This is a genomic window from Pseudomonas sp. EL_65y_Pfl1_R83, assembly GCF_963970695.1.
GTDB classification, from domain to species: Bacteria; Pseudomonadota; Gammaproteobacteria; order Pseudomonadales; family Pseudomonadaceae; genus Aquipseudomonas; species Aquipseudomonas tritici.
On record NZ_CAXAQI010000018.1, the window covers coordinates 1 to 16457 of the forward strand.

16 protein-coding genes are annotated in these 16457 nt (G+C 60.8%); 11 read left to right on the plus strand and 5 right to left on the minus strand.

Annotated features, from left to right (window positions below; genetic code table 11):
- Window positions 1–154: 154 nt before the first annotated feature.
- The 3 genes from asd to AACY08_RS22525 are packed head-to-tail and all read right to left on the minus strand — an operon-like array spanning window position 155 to window position 3440.
- Window positions 155–1015 carry an archaetidylserine decarboxylase gene (gene asd / locus AACY08_RS22515; protein WP_339471465.1) on the minus strand — a complete coding sequence of 287 codons (861 nt, stop codon included), beginning with the start codon at window positions 1013–1015 and terminating at the stop codon, window positions 155–157.
- 15 nt (window positions 1016–1030) lie between these two features.
- Entirely contained in the window at window positions 1031–1846 is an 816-nt protein-coding gene (locus tag AACY08_RS22520) for a rhodanese-like domain-containing protein (protein ID WP_339471466.1), read from the minus strand.
- A gap of 58 nt (window positions 1847–1904) precedes the next feature.
- Entirely contained in the window at window positions 1905–3440 is a 1536-nt protein-coding gene (locus AACY08_RS22525; protein ID WP_339471467.1) for an HDOD domain-containing protein, read from the minus strand.
- 167 nt (window positions 3441–3607) lie between these two features.
- Here AACY08_RS22525 and motA point away from each other — a divergent pair, with 167 nt between their 5' ends.
- Both motA and motB read left to right on the plus strand, forming a co-directional pair.
- Window positions 3608–4459, plus strand: a complete 852-nt coding sequence (motA, locus tag AACY08_RS22530) for a flagellar motor stator protein MotA (protein ID WP_339471468.1) — start codon at window positions 3608–3610, stop codon at window positions 4457–4459.
- Window positions 4460–4462: 3 nt separating this feature from the next.
- On the plus strand, window positions 4463–5482 hold the full coding sequence (motB, locus tag AACY08_RS22535; RefSeq protein ID WP_339471469.1) for a flagellar motor protein MotB: 1020 nt from the start codon (window positions 4463–4465) through the stop codon (window positions 5480–5482).
- A gap of 63 nt (window positions 5483–5545) precedes the next feature.
- Here the strand turns inward: motB and rsgA are convergent, their stop codons facing one another.
- A complete protein-coding gene (gene rsgA / locus AACY08_RS22540; RefSeq protein ID WP_339415645.1) occupies window positions 5546–6577 on the minus strand; it encodes a small ribosomal subunit biogenesis GTPase RsgA in 1032 nt (343 codons plus the stop codon).
- 109 nt (window positions 6578–6686) lie between these two features.
- On the opposite strand from rsgA, the gene orn reads away from it, so the two are divergent.
- On the plus strand, window positions 6687–7229 hold the full coding sequence (gene orn, locus AACY08_RS22545) for an oligoribonuclease (protein ID WP_339471470.1): 543 nt from the start codon (window positions 6687–6689) through the stop codon (window positions 7227–7229).
- Between the two features lie 112 nt (window positions 7230–7341).
- Window positions 7342–7956, plus strand: a complete 615-nt coding sequence (locus AACY08_RS22550; protein ID WP_069075149.1) for a trimeric intracellular cation channel family protein — start codon at window positions 7342–7344, stop codon at window positions 7954–7956.
- Here the strand turns inward: AACY08_RS22550 and queG are convergent.
- Window positions 7953–9017 (minus strand): tRNA epoxyqueuosine(34) reductase QueG, encoded by a 1065-nt coding sequence (queG, locus tag AACY08_RS22555; protein WP_049710305.1) that lies wholly within the window; start codon window positions 9015–9017, stop codon window positions 7953–7955. The genes AACY08_RS22550 and queG overlap by 4 nt on opposite strands.
- A 63-nt stretch (window positions 9018–9080) precedes the next feature.
- Between queG and AACY08_RS22560 the strand changes: the two genes are divergently transcribed.
- From AACY08_RS22560 to hflX, 7 genes are all read left to right on the plus strand, one after another.
- On the plus strand, window positions 9081–9941 hold the full coding sequence (locus AACY08_RS22560; protein WP_339471471.1) for an NAD(P)H-hydrate dehydratase: 861 nt from the start codon (window positions 9081–9083) through the stop codon (window positions 9939–9941).
- Window positions 9929–10399, plus strand: coding sequence for a tRNA (adenosine(37)-N6)-threonylcarbamoyltransferase complex ATPase subunit type 1 TsaE (tsaE, locus tag AACY08_RS22565; RefSeq protein WP_049710303.1), 471 nt, complete (start codon window positions 9929–9931; stop codon window positions 10397–10399). Before AACY08_RS22560 ends, tsaE begins: the two co-directional genes overlap by 13 nt.
- Window positions 10400–10414: 15 nt before the next feature.
- Window positions 10415–11836 carry an N-acetylmuramoyl-L-alanine amidase gene (locus AACY08_RS22570; protein ID WP_339471472.1) on the plus strand — a complete coding sequence of 474 codons (1422 nt, stop codon included), beginning with the start codon at window positions 10415–10417 and terminating at the stop codon, window positions 11834–11836.
- Window positions 11836–13752, plus strand: a complete 1917-nt coding sequence (gene mutL, locus AACY08_RS22575) for a DNA mismatch repair endonuclease MutL (protein WP_370468023.1) — start codon at window positions 11836–11838, stop codon at window positions 13750–13752. The genes AACY08_RS22570 and mutL overlap by 1 nt, the downstream gene beginning before the upstream one ends.
- Window positions 13752–14723, plus strand: a complete 972-nt coding sequence (gene miaA / locus AACY08_RS22580) for a tRNA (adenosine(37)-N6)-dimethylallyltransferase MiaA (RefSeq protein WP_339471473.1) — start codon at window positions 13752–13754, stop codon at window positions 14721–14723. The genes mutL and miaA overlap by 1 nt, the downstream gene beginning before the upstream one ends.
- Window positions 14724–14817: 94 nt before the next feature.
- Window positions 14818–15078, plus strand: a complete 261-nt coding sequence (gene hfq / locus AACY08_RS22585) for an RNA chaperone Hfq (RefSeq protein WP_049710299.1) — start codon at window positions 14818–14820, stop codon at window positions 15076–15078.
- 12 nt (window positions 15079–15090) lie between these two features.
- A complete protein-coding gene (gene hflX, locus AACY08_RS22590) occupies window positions 15091–16392 on the plus strand; it encodes a ribosome rescue GTPase HflX (RefSeq protein ID WP_339471474.1) in 1302 nt (433 codons plus the stop codon).
- Window positions 16393–16457 lie beyond the last annotated feature (65 nt).

Consider the following 16457-nt stretch of genomic DNA (forward strand, 5'->3'; position numbering starts at 1 on the left):
AGAAAGAAGCCGTGATCGGCAGATGCGCGCCTTGGAACGCAAGGCACGCAAACTGGGATTGCAGCTGGTTAAAGCGGCTTAAATTTTAAGAGCAAAAACAATGAGTTAATTTTTGTTTGATAAGAGCGGGTTTGCTCCCACATTGGGTTTTTTGTCAGGCTTTAGGTGCAGCGATGCCTTGGCCCATCTGCACCGGCGTACCTGCCACCAGCTCTTGCGCCCACTTCACCTGATCCGGCCCAAACAGCACAATCGCCGTCGACCCCAGTTTGAAGCGGCCCAGCTCCGCACCTTTTTCCAGGTGGATCGGCGCGCGCGCAGCTTCGTCATAACGGAAGGTTTTCAGCTCACGCTTCGGCGGCGTCACTAAGCCGGCCCACACGGTTTCAATGGACGCCACAATCATCGCGCCCACCAGAACCACGGCCATCGGGCCGCGTTCGGTGTCGAAAATGCAGGCAACACGTTCGTTACGTGCAAACAGCTCTGGTACGTTTTCGGCGGTGGTCTGGTTCACCGAGAAGATACGGCCCGGGATGTAGACCATCTCGCGCAGGGTACCGGCCAGTGGCATGTGCACCCGGTGATAGTCCTTTGGCGACAGGTAGATGGTGGCGAAATCGCCGCCCATGAACGGCGCCGCTACAGCGGCATCGCCGCCCAGCAACTCCAGCACGCTGAAGCTGTGGCCCTTGGCCTGGAACACGCGGCCATGTTCGATCGGGCCGAGCTGGCTGACCGCGCCATCGGCTGGGCTCAACACCGCGCCTGGGGTTTGATCCAGTGGGCGCGCGCCGTCTTTCAGTGCGCGGGTGAAGAAGGCGTTGAAGTGCTCGTAGGCGGTCACGTCTTCAACCAGCGCCTGGGACATGTCCACTTGATAGCGCTTGGCGAACCAGGTGGTGAAGGCATTCTTGAACCAGCGCACGCGGCACTCGGCGATGCAGCCGGCCAGGCGCGATAGCAAGTGGTGTGGCAGCAAGTACTGGCTGAGGATAAACAACTGCTTTTTCATAACTGTCCTTAAACCTTAAATCTCGACGGGGGTGTCGGGGTGGTTACCCCATTCGCCCCAGGAACCGGCATAACCTTTGACTCGCGTATAACCGAGTGCCTTGGCCACCAGGTAGGTGAAGCCAGAGCGGTGGTGAGTCTGGCAGTGGGTGATGATTTCTTTATCTTTGGTCAGTCCGAGGCCTTCGAGGATCTGCGGCATGTCGCGGCGGATACGCAGATTGCGTGTCGGGTCCATGCCAGCAGTCCATTCAAAGTTCACGGCACCGGGGATGTGCCCGCCTTTGGCGGCGAGGACTTTTTCACCGGAATATTCCAGCGGGCCGCGTGCGTCCCATATGCCCAGGTCGGCAGCACCCAGGCGACTTTGCAGGTATTCACGGGTGGCGGTGGGGCCTTCGTGCAGCGTCAGGCTGACCGGGCCGTCGACCGGGGCGGGTACATCGGTGGAGACCGGGCGTTCCTCTTCCAGCCAGGCCAGAAGGCCACCATCCAGGTAGTGGTATTTCTGATGGCCGATCACGTCGAGCATCCAGATGAACCGCCCGGCCCAGCCGCCGCCTTCATCGTCGTAGACCACGTAGGTCGCGTCCGGGGTGTGGCCCAGTTCGCCGAACAGCTTCTCCAGGTCCGCCTTGTTGGGCAGCAGGCCGGGTGCCGGCGCCTGGCCCAATTGGGTACGCTTGGGGTCAACGAAATGCGCGCCGGGGATATGCCCTTCGGCGTAGCGGGCGGCACTGGTGAGGTCCACCAGAATCAGGTGTTCGGCATCCAGTTGACCGAGCAGGTCGCTGGGTTCGATCACCAGCGGCAAGCCAGAGAAGTCAGGCATGTGAGGTCTCCTGGGCACAAATGTAGGCGATATAAAGAGGGCGATTGTAGCGCAAGCATCAGGCGCTGCGGTTGGTAAAGCAGAGCAGGGCTTTCTCGATGCATTGGGCGGTTTTGCCGAAGGCCTGCACGGTGGTTTCCGAGAACGGTCCGCCGCCCTGGTCGGCCACCATCAGCATCACCACCTTGCCATTGCAGCTCAAGGAGCGCAGTAGCAGGTGTTCACCGGTAAACAGGCGGCGCAGGATCGGTGGCAGCAAGGCTGAGAACTGGGCGTGGTTTTCAGGGTTGAGACGCACCTGCGCGGACTTTTCCAGCAGGCGCTGCAGCAGTGTGCTGTTGACCACGTCCAGGCTCAGGTTAGCGGCGTCCTTTGGCAGGCCGTCGACCTGATGCACGCGCAAAGTACTCTGGGCGCGATCAGTCATCAGCAGCATGACCCGTTGCATGCCACTGGCCACCAGGGCCTCCTTGGCGCAGGTGGTCAGGTGCATCGCGTTGGCAAAACGGCTCGGCTCTACCAGCAGTTCTGTACAACGTTTACGCCAGACGGCCAGCGACTCGGCGGTAGGCGGCGGTGCCGGCAGCAGGCCGCGATGAATCTTCTGCACATGCCAGGGCCAGATCAGTGACAGCGCCGGGTGCCACAGGTCGGGCATCAGCGTGCTGCGGGCGCTGGTCACGGCTTGTTGATGGACGTGTTGCTGTAACTCGCCCAGGGGTTGCTGCAGGTATAGCGCAGTGAGGAGCTGCCAGCGCTCGGTGTGCGGGCAGGTCCAGGACTCTTGCGCCGACATCGCCAAGCCGTTGGCCAGCAACACGGTATTGGCCGGCTGGTTCAGCCAGCGGCGCAGGTTGGGTTCGGCGTCGAGCAATTGCTGATGGTGCAGCGGGTCATCTTCGCGGGCGATATGCAACGCCTTGACCAGCAAGCGCTGTTCGCTCAATAGCAGCTTGTAGCCTTGGGAGACCCAAATCGGCAGGTGCCAGGCTTCGGTCAGGCCGACGCACAGGTCCAGCAGGCGCACGCCGAACAATTCCTGCTCGACCTGACGGGCTGGCTGGCCTTTGTGGATAACCCGCAGCTCCCATTCTTCCAGGAGCTTGGGGTAGGCGACCGCCATCGGCCACAGCGGCGATAGAAACAGCAGGCTGCCCCAGTGAATGTCCTGCCACAGTCGTGCCAGGCGGCTGCCAAACAAGCCGTTGGCTTGCTGCGAAGCGTGCTGGCTTATCAACAACAGTTGGCGCAGCGCCACGGGAATCTCGTTGGCGGGCACCGAAGGCAGGCGCGCCAACAGTTCCTCGGCGCGCTTGAGGCCCAGGCGGTTGAGTGCCACTTCGAGGTTTTCCGCCGGTTCCGCCAGGCTGCCATGGGTGTGGCTGTTGGCTTCGCGCATCACGCTGAGCACGAGGGCCGGGCTGTCTTGCATCAGCTCGGCAATATCTCGTAATGAGCTGCGGCTGTCGCGGATGCCTTTGCACACGCGGTCGTGGCTGGCCTGGGGAACAGGCAGCAGCACATCGTCCAGGCGCTTGATCCAAGCGGCGAGAGAAGTAGGTTTTGCAGTTGGGACTGTCGTTTCATTAGCCATGATTGGGGCGCGATCATCACTTGCGGTCAACACGCCCGGAGCGGGCCGAACTGGCTTTTCGCCTTAACGGGCTATAGTCTGGCGCAGTTTTGCCGATAAGAGGAACAAGAGTTTTCAGTTCCCCCCCAATATGTCCATGAACCCGACGGCGCAAGTACTCATCTCCTATGGCTAAAATTATCGGCATCATCGTCGTCATCGCAAGTGTGCTAGGTGGCTACGTCCTGTCCCACGGTAAAATTGCTGCGCTGATCCAGCCCTTCGAAGTGCTGATCATCGGTGGTGCGGCGTTCGGCGCATTCTTGCAGGCGAACCCTGGCTACATGACCATGCACGTGGTCAAGAAATCCCTGAGCATGTTCGGTTCGCGCTTCACCCACACCTTCTACCTGGAGGTATTGGGGCTGGTCTACGAGATCCTCAACAAAAGCCGCCGCGAAGGCATGATGGCCATCGAGGCCGACATCGAAGACGCCTCGGCCAGTCCGATTTTCGCCAAGTACCCGGCCGTGCTCAAAGATGAGCGCATGACCGCCTACATCTGTGACTACCTGCGCATCATGTCCTCCGGCAACATGGCCCCCCATGAGTTGGAAGGCCTGTTCGACATGGAATTGTTCAGCCTTAAAGAAGAGCTGGAGCATCCCTCTCACGCGGTGACAGGCATCGCCGACGGCATGCCGGGTTTTGGTATTGTTGCGGCGGTACTCGGTATTGTTGTGACCATGGCCTCCCTGGGCGAAGGCGACCAGGCAGCCATCGGTATGCACGTGGGTGCGGCGCTGGTAGGTACCTTCTTCGGTATTCTCGCGGCCTACGGCTTCTTCGGCCCGCTGGCCACCTCGCTGGCCCATGACGCCAAGGAAGAAATCAACCTGTACGAATCGATCAAAGCCAGCCTGGTAGCCTCCGCTTCCGGCGTGCCGCCCTCGCTGGCGGTGGAGTTCGGTCGCAAGGTGCTGTACCCGAAACATCGCCCAAGCTTCGCCGAGCTGGAACAAGCGGTTCGCGGTCGCTAAGCCATGGAAAACAGCCAGCCGATAATCATCAAGCGCGTCAAGCGCTTCGCTGCGGGGCACCATGGCGGTGCCTGGAAAATCGCTTTCGCCGACTTTGCGACGGCGATGATGGCGTTCTTTCTGGTGCTGTGGCTGATGTCCACTGCCACCCCCGAACAGAAAATCGCCATCGCCGGCTACTTCAAAGACCCGATTGGTTTCTCTGAAAGCGGCACGCCCTTCGTGATCGACCTGGGCGGTTCGCCGCAGTTGGCGCCTGAGCGCACCATTAACCCAGAGGTCAAGACCGAAGCGCCGCAGGAAAAAATCCCGATCGAGCGCGACACTGTCGAATCCATGGCTGAGCAGGTCGAGCAGGAACGCCTTGGGCTGTTGCTTCAAGAGTTGCAGACCAAGGTTGAGGAAAACCCGCAACTGCTGAAATTCAAGGATCAGATTTCGTTCGAAATCACGCCTGAAGGCCTGCGCATCCAGATCATCGACGCGGCCAACCGGCCGATGTTCGACTCCGGCAGCGCGCGCCTGAAGCCGTACTTTGAAGACATCCTGCTGGCCATGGCCGACACCATCAAAACGGTGCCGAACAAGATCAGCATCAGCGGCCACACCGACGCCAAGCCGTATGCGGTCCAGGGCGACTTCGGCAACTGGGAACTCTCGGCCAATCGCGCCAACGCTGCACGCCGCGTGTTGGTGGCCGGCAGCTACCCGGACCCGCAAGTGGCACGCGTGGTGGGTTTTGCCTCCTCGCAGCTGTTTGATCATCAAGACCCGTTAAACCCGTCCAACCGCCGTATCGATATCGTGGTGCTGACCAAAAAGGCCCAGCGTGCGATTGAAGGTGATCAGCCGCCGGCGCCGCAACCCACCCCAGGCGCAGGTGCGCCGGGTGAAGTACCGGCCGACCCGAACGCCATACCGCCAGGGCAGGAGCCGTTGCCGGCGCATGAGCTGCGTCAGAAGCTGAATTTGTTTGATGATGGTGGCGTGAAGGATCCTACGGTGCCTGGTACGGGTTCGTAGATGTCCACATACAACAAGGCCGCGATGATCGCGGCCTTGTTGTATCTACCTTCGGGGAGCAGTTTAGTGAGTGCTCTGCGGCAGACTCGCAATAATCGACCGATAGCTGTTCATCCGCTGCTGCTGCACACGGCCATCTTCCAGCGCCTTGAGCAGCGCACAGCCTGGCTCGCGGTCGTGTTTGCAGTCGCGGAAGCGGCAGGTGCCGATCAGGTCATTGAATTCGATGAAGCCCGCTTCCACGTCGCTGCGGCTGACGTGGCCGAGGCCGAATTCACGGATGCCTGGGGAGTCGATCAGCTCACCGCCGCCGGGGAAGTGAAACAACCGCGCGGTGGTGGTGGTGTGGGTGCCCTGGCCGGACAGTTCCGACAGCGGGCCCACGCGGGTGTCGACTTCCGGCAACAGGCTGTTGACCAGCGAGGATTTACCCACGCCCGACTGGCCAACGAACACGCTGATGTGCCCGTCCAACTGCTGTTGCAGTTGTTCCATGCCGTTACCGTGATGCGCCGAGACTTCCAGCACCGGGTAACCCAGCGTGCGGTAGACCGCCAGCAGCGCATTTAGCGCCGGGGCATTCTGCTCGTCGATCAGGTCGAATTTGTTCAGCAGCAACAGCGGGCGAATGCCGGCATGTTCGGCTGCTACCAGATAGCGGTCGATCAGGTTGGCATGCGGCTCAGGTAACGGCGCGAACACGATCACGATCATATCGACGTTGGCCGCTACCGGCTTGAGTTGACCACGGCTGTCGGGGCGGCGCAGTTCGGTGTTGCGCGGCAACTGGGCGACGATCACGCCGATGCCCTGGTTGCCGGCACGCCAGACCACTTTGTCGCCGGTGACCAGCGCAGGCAGGTTGGCGCGCAGGTGGCAGCGGGAGACCGAGCCTGCGAGTTCGCCTTCCAGCGCCTCGACTTCGACCTGCACACCAAAGTGCGCGATCACCAGGCCCGTCTGTTCGGGCCCCAGGTCGCCGCCCTCGAGCGCTTCTACGGCGGAGGATTCACGTTTGGCGGCGCGTGCGGCGCGCTCACCTTGAATCTTTTCGATGCGCCAGTTTTGGCGTCGATTGAGCTGGCGTTTGGCCATTGGTGTTCCGTGTCGATAATGCAAAGGTTTAGGTGAAACGGTCGCGAGTCTAGCACGGCCCTGCCTGCTAAACTGCGCAGCTACGCCAAGGTGCCAAGAGAATCAAGCCATGCAAAACCCACAGAACCTGATTTGGATCGATCTGGAAATGACCGGTCTGAACCCCGACACTGACGTCATCATCGAGATGGCGACCATTGTCACCGACAGCAACCTCAACACCTTGGCCGAAGGTCCGGTGATCGCCATCCACCACAGCGATGCCGTATTGGCCACCATGGATGAGTGGAACACCCGCACTCACGGCAACTCTGGCCTGACCCAGCGCGTGCGCGACAGCCGCATCAGCATGGCCGAAGCCGAAGCTGAAACCATCGCCTTCCTGGAAAAATGGGTGCCGAAGGGCAAGTCGCCGATCTGCGGCAATAGCATCTGCCAGGATCGTCGCTTCCTCTACACGCACATGAAGGCGCTGGAGAGTTACTTCCACTACCGCAACCTGGATGTGTCGACGCTTAAAGAGCTGGCTGCGCGCTGGGCGCCGGAAGTCAAAGACAGCTTCCATAAAGGCAGCACCCACTTGGCGCTGGATGATATTCGCGAGTCGATTGCCGAGTTGCAGCATTACCGTCAGCATTTCATCAAGGCTTGAGTCTGTGGCGCCTGGTCCTGCGATAGGGTCGACTCGGTCTTTCGACTAGTGCCCCCTTTTGGTGCCACCACCAAATGATTAGACTGCCGGCCTAATCGCAAGGATCGCCACCATGCTGCTGATGCTCTACCTCATCGCCATCACCGCCGAAGCCATGACCGGTGCCCTGTCCGCCGGCCGGCGTGGCATGGATTGGTTTGGCGTGGTGCTGATCGCCTGTGTAACGGCGTTGGGCGGTGGCTCGGTGCGCGACGTGTTGCTAGGCCATTATCCGCTGACCTGGGTCAAGCACCCGGAATACCTGGTGCTGACCTCCATCGCGGCGTTAGTGACGATTTTTATTGCGCCGCTGATGCGCCACCTACGCTCGTTGTTCCTGGCGCTGGACGCCGTCGGCCTGGTGGCGTTCACGTTGATCGGTTGTATGACCGCCTTGGAAATGGGCCACGGCATGCTGGTCGCGTCGGTCAGCGGCGTGATTACAGGCGTGTTCGGTGGCATCCTGCGGGACATCTTCTGCAACGACATTCCGTTGATTTTCCGCCGCGAGTTGTACGCCAGCGTGTCGTTCCTCGCCGCCTGGTTTTACCTGCTGTGCCTTTATCTGGAGCTGCCCAGCGAACAGGCAATACTCCTGACCCTGTTCAGCGGCTTTCTATTGCGCCTGCTGGCGATCCGTTTTCACTGGGAAATGCCCAAGTTCGTCTACAACGACGACGTGCACTAGCGGGTGGCGTGCTGGTTCAGCGCCCATTCCACATGCTCGCGCACCAGCTCCGACGGGTAGTCCCGCCGCGCCTTAAGGGCTTCCAGTACCGGAATGCTCGACGGCGCGTTGCCCAGGCCCACCGCGAGGTTGCGCAGCCAGCGCTCATAACCGGCGCGACGTAGCGGCGAGCCTTCGGTGCTGCTGAGGAATTTATCCTCGTCCCACATAAACAGCTCGGCCAGTTCTGCGTTATCCAGGTTGTGGCGTGGCTTGAAATCGCTTTCTGCGGTGGCGCGGGCGAAACGATTCCATGGGCAAACGATCTGACAGTCATCGCAGCCGAACACTCGGTTGCCGATCAATGGGCGCAAGTCTTCAGGAATGGCGCTTTTGAGCTCGATGGTCAGGTAGGAAATACAACGCCGCGCGTCCAGCACATAGGGGCCGACAAAGGCGTTGGTGGGGCAGATGTCCAGGCACGCGGTGCAGCGCCCGCAGTGTTCGGTGCTGTGAGGGGCGTCAACCGGTAGCGGCAGGTCGACAAACAGCTCACTCAGGAAGAAGTAGCTGCCGGCCTTGCGATTGAGCACCAGGGTGTTTTTGCCGATCCAGCCCAGGCCAGCTTGCTCGGCGATGGCTTTTTCCAGCACCGGCGCGCTGTCGACAAAGGCACGGAAACCGAAGGGGCCGATCTGCGCCTGGATGCGGTCAGCCAATTGCTGCACGCGCTTGCGAATCAGTTTGTGGTAGTCGCGGCCCAGGGCGTAGCGCGAGATGTAGGCTTTTTCTGGCTGGGCCAGCAGTTGAGCCATCTGCGTATCGCCTGGCAGGTAATCCATGCGCAGCGAGACGACGCGCAACGTGCCCGGCACCAACTCCTCGGGGTGGGAGCGTTTGCTGCCGTGGGCGCCCATGTATTCCATCTCGCCGTGGTAGCCCGCGTCGAGCCAGCGTTGCAGGTGCTGCTCATGCTCGGCCAGGTCCAGGCCGCTGATGCCGACTTGTTGAAAGCCCAGCTCGCGGCCCCAGTCTTTGATTGATTGGGCGAGGGCGGGCAGATCGGAGGTAATGGCGGGCATGAGACACGGGAAACCACAGGTTAGATAGGTATAATTCTGCCAGACATCGGAGCTTGAAGACGCATGCCGCAGACAAAACACGCAATAACCGACGTACAGACCCTGTTGCCCGGCCATTTGCCGCAACTGGCTGCGCGCTCCCCGGACGCCCATAAAGGTCAGTTCGGCCACCTGCTGGTCATTGGCGGTGACCGCGGCTTTGGCGGCGCTGCGCTGTTGAGCGCCGAAAGTGCCTTGCGCAGTGGCGCCGGCATGGTGTCCCTGGCAACGCGCCTGGAGCATGTGCCTGCTGCGTTGGCGCGTTTGCCGGAAGTCATGACCGTGGGGGTCAGCTCGGCTAATCAATTAATGGGCTTGCTGGAAAAGATCTCGGTCATCGTGATCGGGCCAGGGCTCGGAGACGCCTCCTGGGGCAAAAGCCTGCTTTCTGCTGCCGCAAACGCTAAGCAGCCGCAGGTCTGGGACGCCGACGCCTTGAATCAACTCGCCACCGGCACGGTGGCTCTGCCGGCCAACTGCGTGATCACCCCGCATCCAGGGGAGGCCGCGCGCTTGTTGGGCATTTCGACAGCCGAGGTCCAGGCCGATCGCCTTAAGGTGGCGCGCGCGTTGAGCCAGACATTCAACGCAGTGACTATCCTCAAGGGTGCTGGCAGTTTGATTGCCGGCCCAGACGGACGTGTTTCGCGATGTGACCAAGGCCACCCGGCGATGGCAACGGCAGGGCTCGGCGATGTGTTGGCCGGCCTGGTGGGCGCACTGCTGGCCCAGGGCATTCATGCCTATGAAGCAAGCTGCCTGGCCGTCTGGTTGCACGCCACGGCGGGGGACCGTCAGGGTACTTTTGGACGAGGGCTGGCTGCGAGCGATCTGATACCCGCCATTCGTCAATTGTTGGAGGAACAGTCGCCGTGCCTGAAGTAATTCTTTTCCTGGCCGATGAAGACGCCATGGTTGCCTTCGGTCAGCGCATCGCCCAGGTCACGGCCGGTGCCGGGCTGATCTTCCTTGAAGGTGACTTGGGGGCGGGCAAGACCACGTTGTCGCGGGGGATTATTCGTGGTTTGGGTCATGCGGGGGCGGTGAAGAGTCCGACGTTCACCCTGGTCGAGCCCTATGAGATCGGTGCAGTACGCGCCTTCCACTTCGACCTCTATCGCCTGGTAGACCCCGAAGAGCTGGAGTACATGGGCATCCGTGATTACTTCGATGAAGATGCGTTGTGCCTCATTGAGTGGCCAGATAAAGGCACAGGCTTTTTGCCAAAGCCGGACCTGACCATTACCATTACGCCGCATGAGCACGGACGTCAGTTGAAGTTGTTGCCCCAGAGCGCGCGCGGCCAGTCGTGGTGCGCCGCTTTGGCATTGGAATTCAAATAATTGGTGGGGTTAGGTATGCGCTTTCGCGCGTTGGTTGCTGTCGTGGGGGTGTTGCTTGCGGCAATGACTGTCAATGCTCTGGCTGCTTCACAGGTGAAAAGTGTTCGCCTGTGGCGAGCGCCGGATAACACGCGACTGGTGTTCGACCTGTCTGGCCCGGTCCAGCACAGCGTCTTTACTCTCACGTCTCCTGATCGCCTGGTGATCGACATCAACGGCGCGACCCTGGCCGCGCCGTTGAAGGTATCCACTGCCAACACCCCGATTACCTCTATACGCTCGGCCCAGCGCACGCCCACTGACCTGCGCGTGGTGATCGACCTGAAAAAGGTTGTAACGCCGAAAAGCTTCTCGCTGACGCCAAACGCCCAATATGGCAACCGGCTGGTGGTCGACCTGTTCGATAACGCCGCCGATGCCGCGCCGCCGCCGGCCCCAACGCCAAGCGTGGCAACGGTGCCGGCAGTCCCGGTGAGTCCGTCGCAACCCCAGGTCAAGCTGCCACCGCCGCCACCGGCCCCGGCAGGCAAGCGCGACATTATTGTAGTGATCGACGCCGGCCACGGCGGTGAAGACCCAGGTGCTTCCGGTTCGCGCGGCCAGCACGAGAAAGACGTGGTATTGGCCATCGCCCGTGAGCTGCAGCGCCAGGTCAATGGCATGAAAGGCTACCGCGCCGAGCTGACCCGTACCGGCGACTACTTCATTCCGTTACGCGGCCGAACTGAAATCGCCCGTAAGAAAGGCGCCGACCTGTTTGTGTCGATTCACGCCGACGCCGCGCCCTCGAGCGCTGCATTCGGTGCTTCGGTGTTTGCCCTGTCGGATCGCGGCGCTACGTCCGAGACCGCGCGTTGGTTGGCCGACAGTGAAAACCGTTCCGACTTGATCGGCGGCGCCGGCAACGTGTCCCTCGATGACAAGGACAAAATGCTCGCGGGGGTGCTGCTCGACCTGTCGATGACGGCTTCGCTGACCTCCAGCTTGAACGTCGGCCAGAAGGTCTTGAGCAATATCGGTCGAGTCACTTCGCTGCACAAGCATCGTGTGGAGCAAGCAGGATTTATGGTGTTGAAGTCGCCGGACATCCCGTCGATCCTGGTAGAAACCGGGTTCATCTCCAATGCCAAGGAAGCCTCGAAGCTGGCCAGCGCCAGCCACCAGCAGGCCCTGTCGCGCTCCATCAGCGCCGGTATTCGCCAGTTCTTCCAGCAGAACCCACCGCCGGGCACTTACATCGCCTGGCTGCGTGACTCGGGGAAAATCGCCCAAGGCCCGCGTGACCATCGCGTGCAGCCGGGCGATACTCTGGCCATGCTGGCGGTGCGTTTTCAAGTGTCGGCCGCTACCTTGCGCAGTGCTAACAAACTGAAGACGGATGAGTTGAAAGTCGGCCAGGTGTTGACCATCCCTGGCACTGAATTGGCGGCGCAGTAATGAGTGAGTCCACCCTGAACAGCGGCTCGCGCATTGAGCTGCTGAGCCCGCGCCTTGCTAACCAGATCGCTGCGGGCGAGGTTGTTGAGCGCCCGGCGTCGGTGATCAAGGAGCTGCTGGAAAACAGTATCGACTCAGGTGCCAAGCGCATTGATGTCGATGTGGAGCAGGGCGGCGTCAAGCTGCTGCGCGTACGTGACGATGGCAGCGGCATCTCCTCCGATGACCTGCCGCTGGCCCTGGCCCGTCATGCCACCAGCAAGATTCGCGACCTGGAAGACCTTGAGCGCGTGATGAGCCTAGGCTTTCGCGGTGAGGCCCTGGCCTCGATCAGCTCCGTAGCGCGCCTGACCCTGACTTCGCGCACCCGTGACGCCGACCAAGCCTGGCAGGTGGAAACCGAAGGCCGCGACATGGCGCCTCGGGTTCAGCCGGCAGCCCATCCGGTCGGTACATCGGTAGAGGTGCGCGACCTGTTCTTCAATACCCCGGCGCGGCGCAAATTCCTCAAGGCCGAAAAAACCGAATTCGATCACCTGCAAGAAGTCATCAAGCGTCTGGCCCTGGCCCGTTTCGACGTGGCTTTCCACCTGCGCCACAACGGTAAGACCATCCTCAGCCTGCATGAAGCCCATGATGACGCCGCGCGCGCGCGCCGGGTGTCGGCGATTTGTGGCGCGGGTTTCCTGGAGCAGGCGCTGCCGATTGAAATCGAGCGTAATGGCCTGCGGCTTTGGGGCTGGGTCGGTTTGCCGACCTTCTCCCGCAGTCAGGCGGACTTGCAGTACTTCTTTGTGAACGGCCGCGCTGTGCGCGACAAACTGGTGGCCCACGCGGTGCGTCAGGCTTACCGCGACGTGTTGTTCAATGGGCGGCACCCGACGTTCGTGCTGTTCTTCGAGGTCGACCCATCGGTGGTGGACGTCAATGTGCACCCGACCAAACACGAAGTGCGCTTCCGTGATGGGCGCATGGTGCATGACTTCCTCTACGGCACCTTGCACCGCACCTTGGGTGATGTGCGTCCGGATGATCAACTGTCGGCACCGATTGTGACGGCGATGGTCCGCCCGAGCGGCCCGGAAGCGGGTGAGTTCGGCCCTCAGGGCGAAATGAGCCTGGCGGCAAACCTGCTGCAATCGCCACAGCCGCAGCCGTCGTACACCACGCCGGGTTCTGGCTCGGGTGCGGGTTACCAGTACCAATACACGCCACGCCCGCAGTCGGCAGTGCCAGTGGCCGAGGCCCAGGCGGCATATCGCGAGTTTTTCGCGCCGCTGCCCGGGGCCGAGCCTGGCGCTGCTGTGGCCTTGCCGGAGGGTGGCGGTGATATTCCGCCGCTGGGTTATGCATTGGCGCAGCTCAAGGGCATCTACATTCTTTCGGAAAACGCCCACGGCCTGGTGCTGGTGGACATGCATGCCGCCCACGAGCGGATCATGTACGAGCGCCTGAAGATTGCCATGGCCAGCGAAGGCCTCAGCGGCCAGCCGTTGCTGGTGCCGGAATCCCTTGCGGTCAGCCAGCGTGAGGCAGATTGTGCCGAAGAGCACCATGCTGTGTTCCAGAAGCTTGGCTTTGAATTGCAACGACTGGGGCCGGAAACCCTGGCCATCCGCCAGATTCCCGCGTTACTCAAGCAGGCCGAGGCTAACCGTTTGGTCGCCGACGTACTGGCAGACCTGATGGAATACGGCACCAGCGACCGCATCCAGGCGCACATCAACGAACTGCTCGGCACCATGGCCTGCCACGGCGCCATCCGCGCCAACCGCCGCCTGGCCCTGCCGGAAATGAACGGCCTGCTGCGCGATATGGAGAACACCGAGCGCAGCGGTCAATGCAACCATGGCCGACCGACCTGGACCCAGATGGGACTGGACGATCTGGACAAACTGTTCTTGCGCGGCCGTTGATGAGTGCCTTGCCCCCCGCGATCTTCCTGATGGGCCCAACGGCCGCCGGCAAGACCGACCTGGCCATCGAGCTGACCAAGGTGCTGCCGTGCGAGCTGATCAGTGTCGACTCTGCCCTGGTTTACCGGGACATGGATATTGGCACCGCGAAGCCTTCCAAAGCGCTATTGGCTGAGTATCCGCATGGTTTGATCGATATCATTGATCCCTCCGAGAGCTACTCGGCGGCGGATTTCCGTACCGACGCCCTGGCGGCCATGGCCGAAATCACCGCACGCGGCAATATTCCGCTGCTGGTAGGTGGCACGATGCTCTATTACAAGGCTTTGCAGGAAGGCCTGGCGGACATGCCGCCCGCCGACGTCTTGGTGCGCGCCGAGCTTGAGGAAGAGGCTGTACGCCTTGGCTGGCAAGCCCTGCACGAGCAGTTGGCGGTCGTGGACCCGGTATCTGCTGCACGCATCCACCCCAATGACCCCCAGCGCCTCACGCGTGCCTTGGAAGTCTGGCGTGTCAGCGGCCAGACCATGACTGAACATCGGCTGAAACAAAGTGCGCAAAGTGCTGACGCAGGCGCATCTGGACAGCCACAATTACCCTATACTGTGGCGAATCTGGCCATCGCTCCGGCAAATCGCCAGGTGCTGCATGATCGAATTGCACAAAGATTCACAATTATGTTGGAACAGGGGTTTGTCGACGAGGTCGTAGCACTGCGTTCCAGAGGTGACCTGCATCCAGGGTTGCCTTCGATACGTGCTGTGGGCTATCGCCAAGTCTGGGATCATCTGGATGGCAAGCTGACGTCAGCCGAAATGCAGGAGCGCGGCATCATTGCCACGCGCCAATTGGCGAAACGCCAGTTCACCTGGTTGCGCAGCTGGAGCGACTTGCACTGGCTGGACAGCCTGGACAGCGACAATCTGTCACGCGCCTTGAAATACTTGGGAACGGTCTCCATATTGAGCTGAGTCCTTGCAATAGCCGTCTATCCTTGGGGGTGTGACGGCCATAAGTTATCTATTTTCCGATTTTTTATTATTGATCCTTAAAGGAGTGCGGCACATGTCAAAAGGGCATTCGCTACAAGACCCTTACTTGAATACTTTACGTAAAGAGAAAGTGGGTGTTTCCATCTATCTGGTCAACGGTATCAAGCTTCAAGGCACGATCGAGTCGTTTGACCAGTTCGTGATCCTGCTGAAAAACACCGTCAGCCAGATGGTCTACAAGCACGCTATCTCGACAGTCGTCCCTGTTCGTCCAATCCGTCTGCCTAGCGCAGCAGGTGAAGATGCAGTTGACGCTGAGCCAGGTAACGCCTGATAGGAGTCTCCTTTGTTCTTTGAGCGCCACGGTGGTGGTGAGCGAGTAATCCTCGTTCACTTGGATGGACAGGACCCTGAGGCGCGCGAAGATCCGCAGGAGTTTCAGGAGTTGGCAAATTCGGCCGGCGCCGAGACCGTTGCGTTTTTTAACGTGCCGCGTCATCGGCCAACCGCCAAATACCTGATCGGCAGCGGCAAGGTCGAGGAGCTTCGCGACTTGGTCCACGCTGAAGAAGCTGATCTGGTGATCTTCAATCACGTCCTCACGCCCAGTCAGGAACGTAACCTCGAACGTGTTTTCGAGTGTCGCGTGATCGACCGTACCGGTCTGATTCTGGATATTTTCGCTCAGCGCGCCCGTACCCATGAAGGCAAGCTCCAGGTTGAACTGGCCCAGCTTGACCACATGAGTACCCGGCTGGTTCGCGGCTGGACTCACCTTGAGCGTCAAGGTGGCGGTATCGGCATGCGTGGCCCTGGTGAGACCCAGCTCGAAACCGACCGACGTCTGCTGCGGGTTCGCCTGCGCCAGATCAAGGGTCGCCTCGAGAAGGTGCGCAGCCAGCGCGAGCAATCGCGACGTGGCCGTTCCCGTGCGGATATCCCTACCGTGTCCCTGGTGGGCTATACCAACGCCGGCAAATCCACACTCTTCAATAACGTGACGAAATCGGACGTGTACGCGGCCGACCAACTGTTCGCGACCCTCGACCCGACCTTGCGCCGTCTGGATCTGGACGACCTGGGGCCGATTGTCCTGGCCGATACCGTGGGTTTCATTCGTCACCTGCCGCACAAGCTGGTCGAGGCATTTCGGTCTACGCTCGAAGAGTCGAGCAATTCCGACCTGCTGTTGCATGTGATTGATGCGGCTGAACCGGATCGCATGTTGCAGATTGAACAGGTGATGCTGGTGCTGGGCGAGATTGGTGCCCAGGACTTGCCGATCCTCGAGGTCTATAACAAACTCGATTTGCTTGAAGGGGTTGAGCCACAAATCCAGCGCGACGAGAACGGCAAGCCCCAGCGGGTCTGGCTATCGGCGCGTGATGGCAGTGGTCTTGAGTTGCTTGAACAAGCCATTGCCGAATTGCTCGGCGGCGATTTGTTCGTTGGCACCTTGCGCTTGCCGCAGCGTTTTGCTCGACTGCGTGCACAGTTTTTCGAATTGGGCGCGGTACAGAAAGAAGAACACGACGAAGAGGGGGTCAGCTTGCTGGCCGTTCGATTGCCGCGCTCGGAGCTGAATCGGCTGGTCAGCCGTGAAGGCGCTATACCGGCAGAGTTCATCGAACAACACACTTTGCAATAAAAGCCTCCCAAAGCGGTTGTGCCGCGGTGGCAGGCATTCTGTAGCATTGGTCGGCGCGCCGTGGG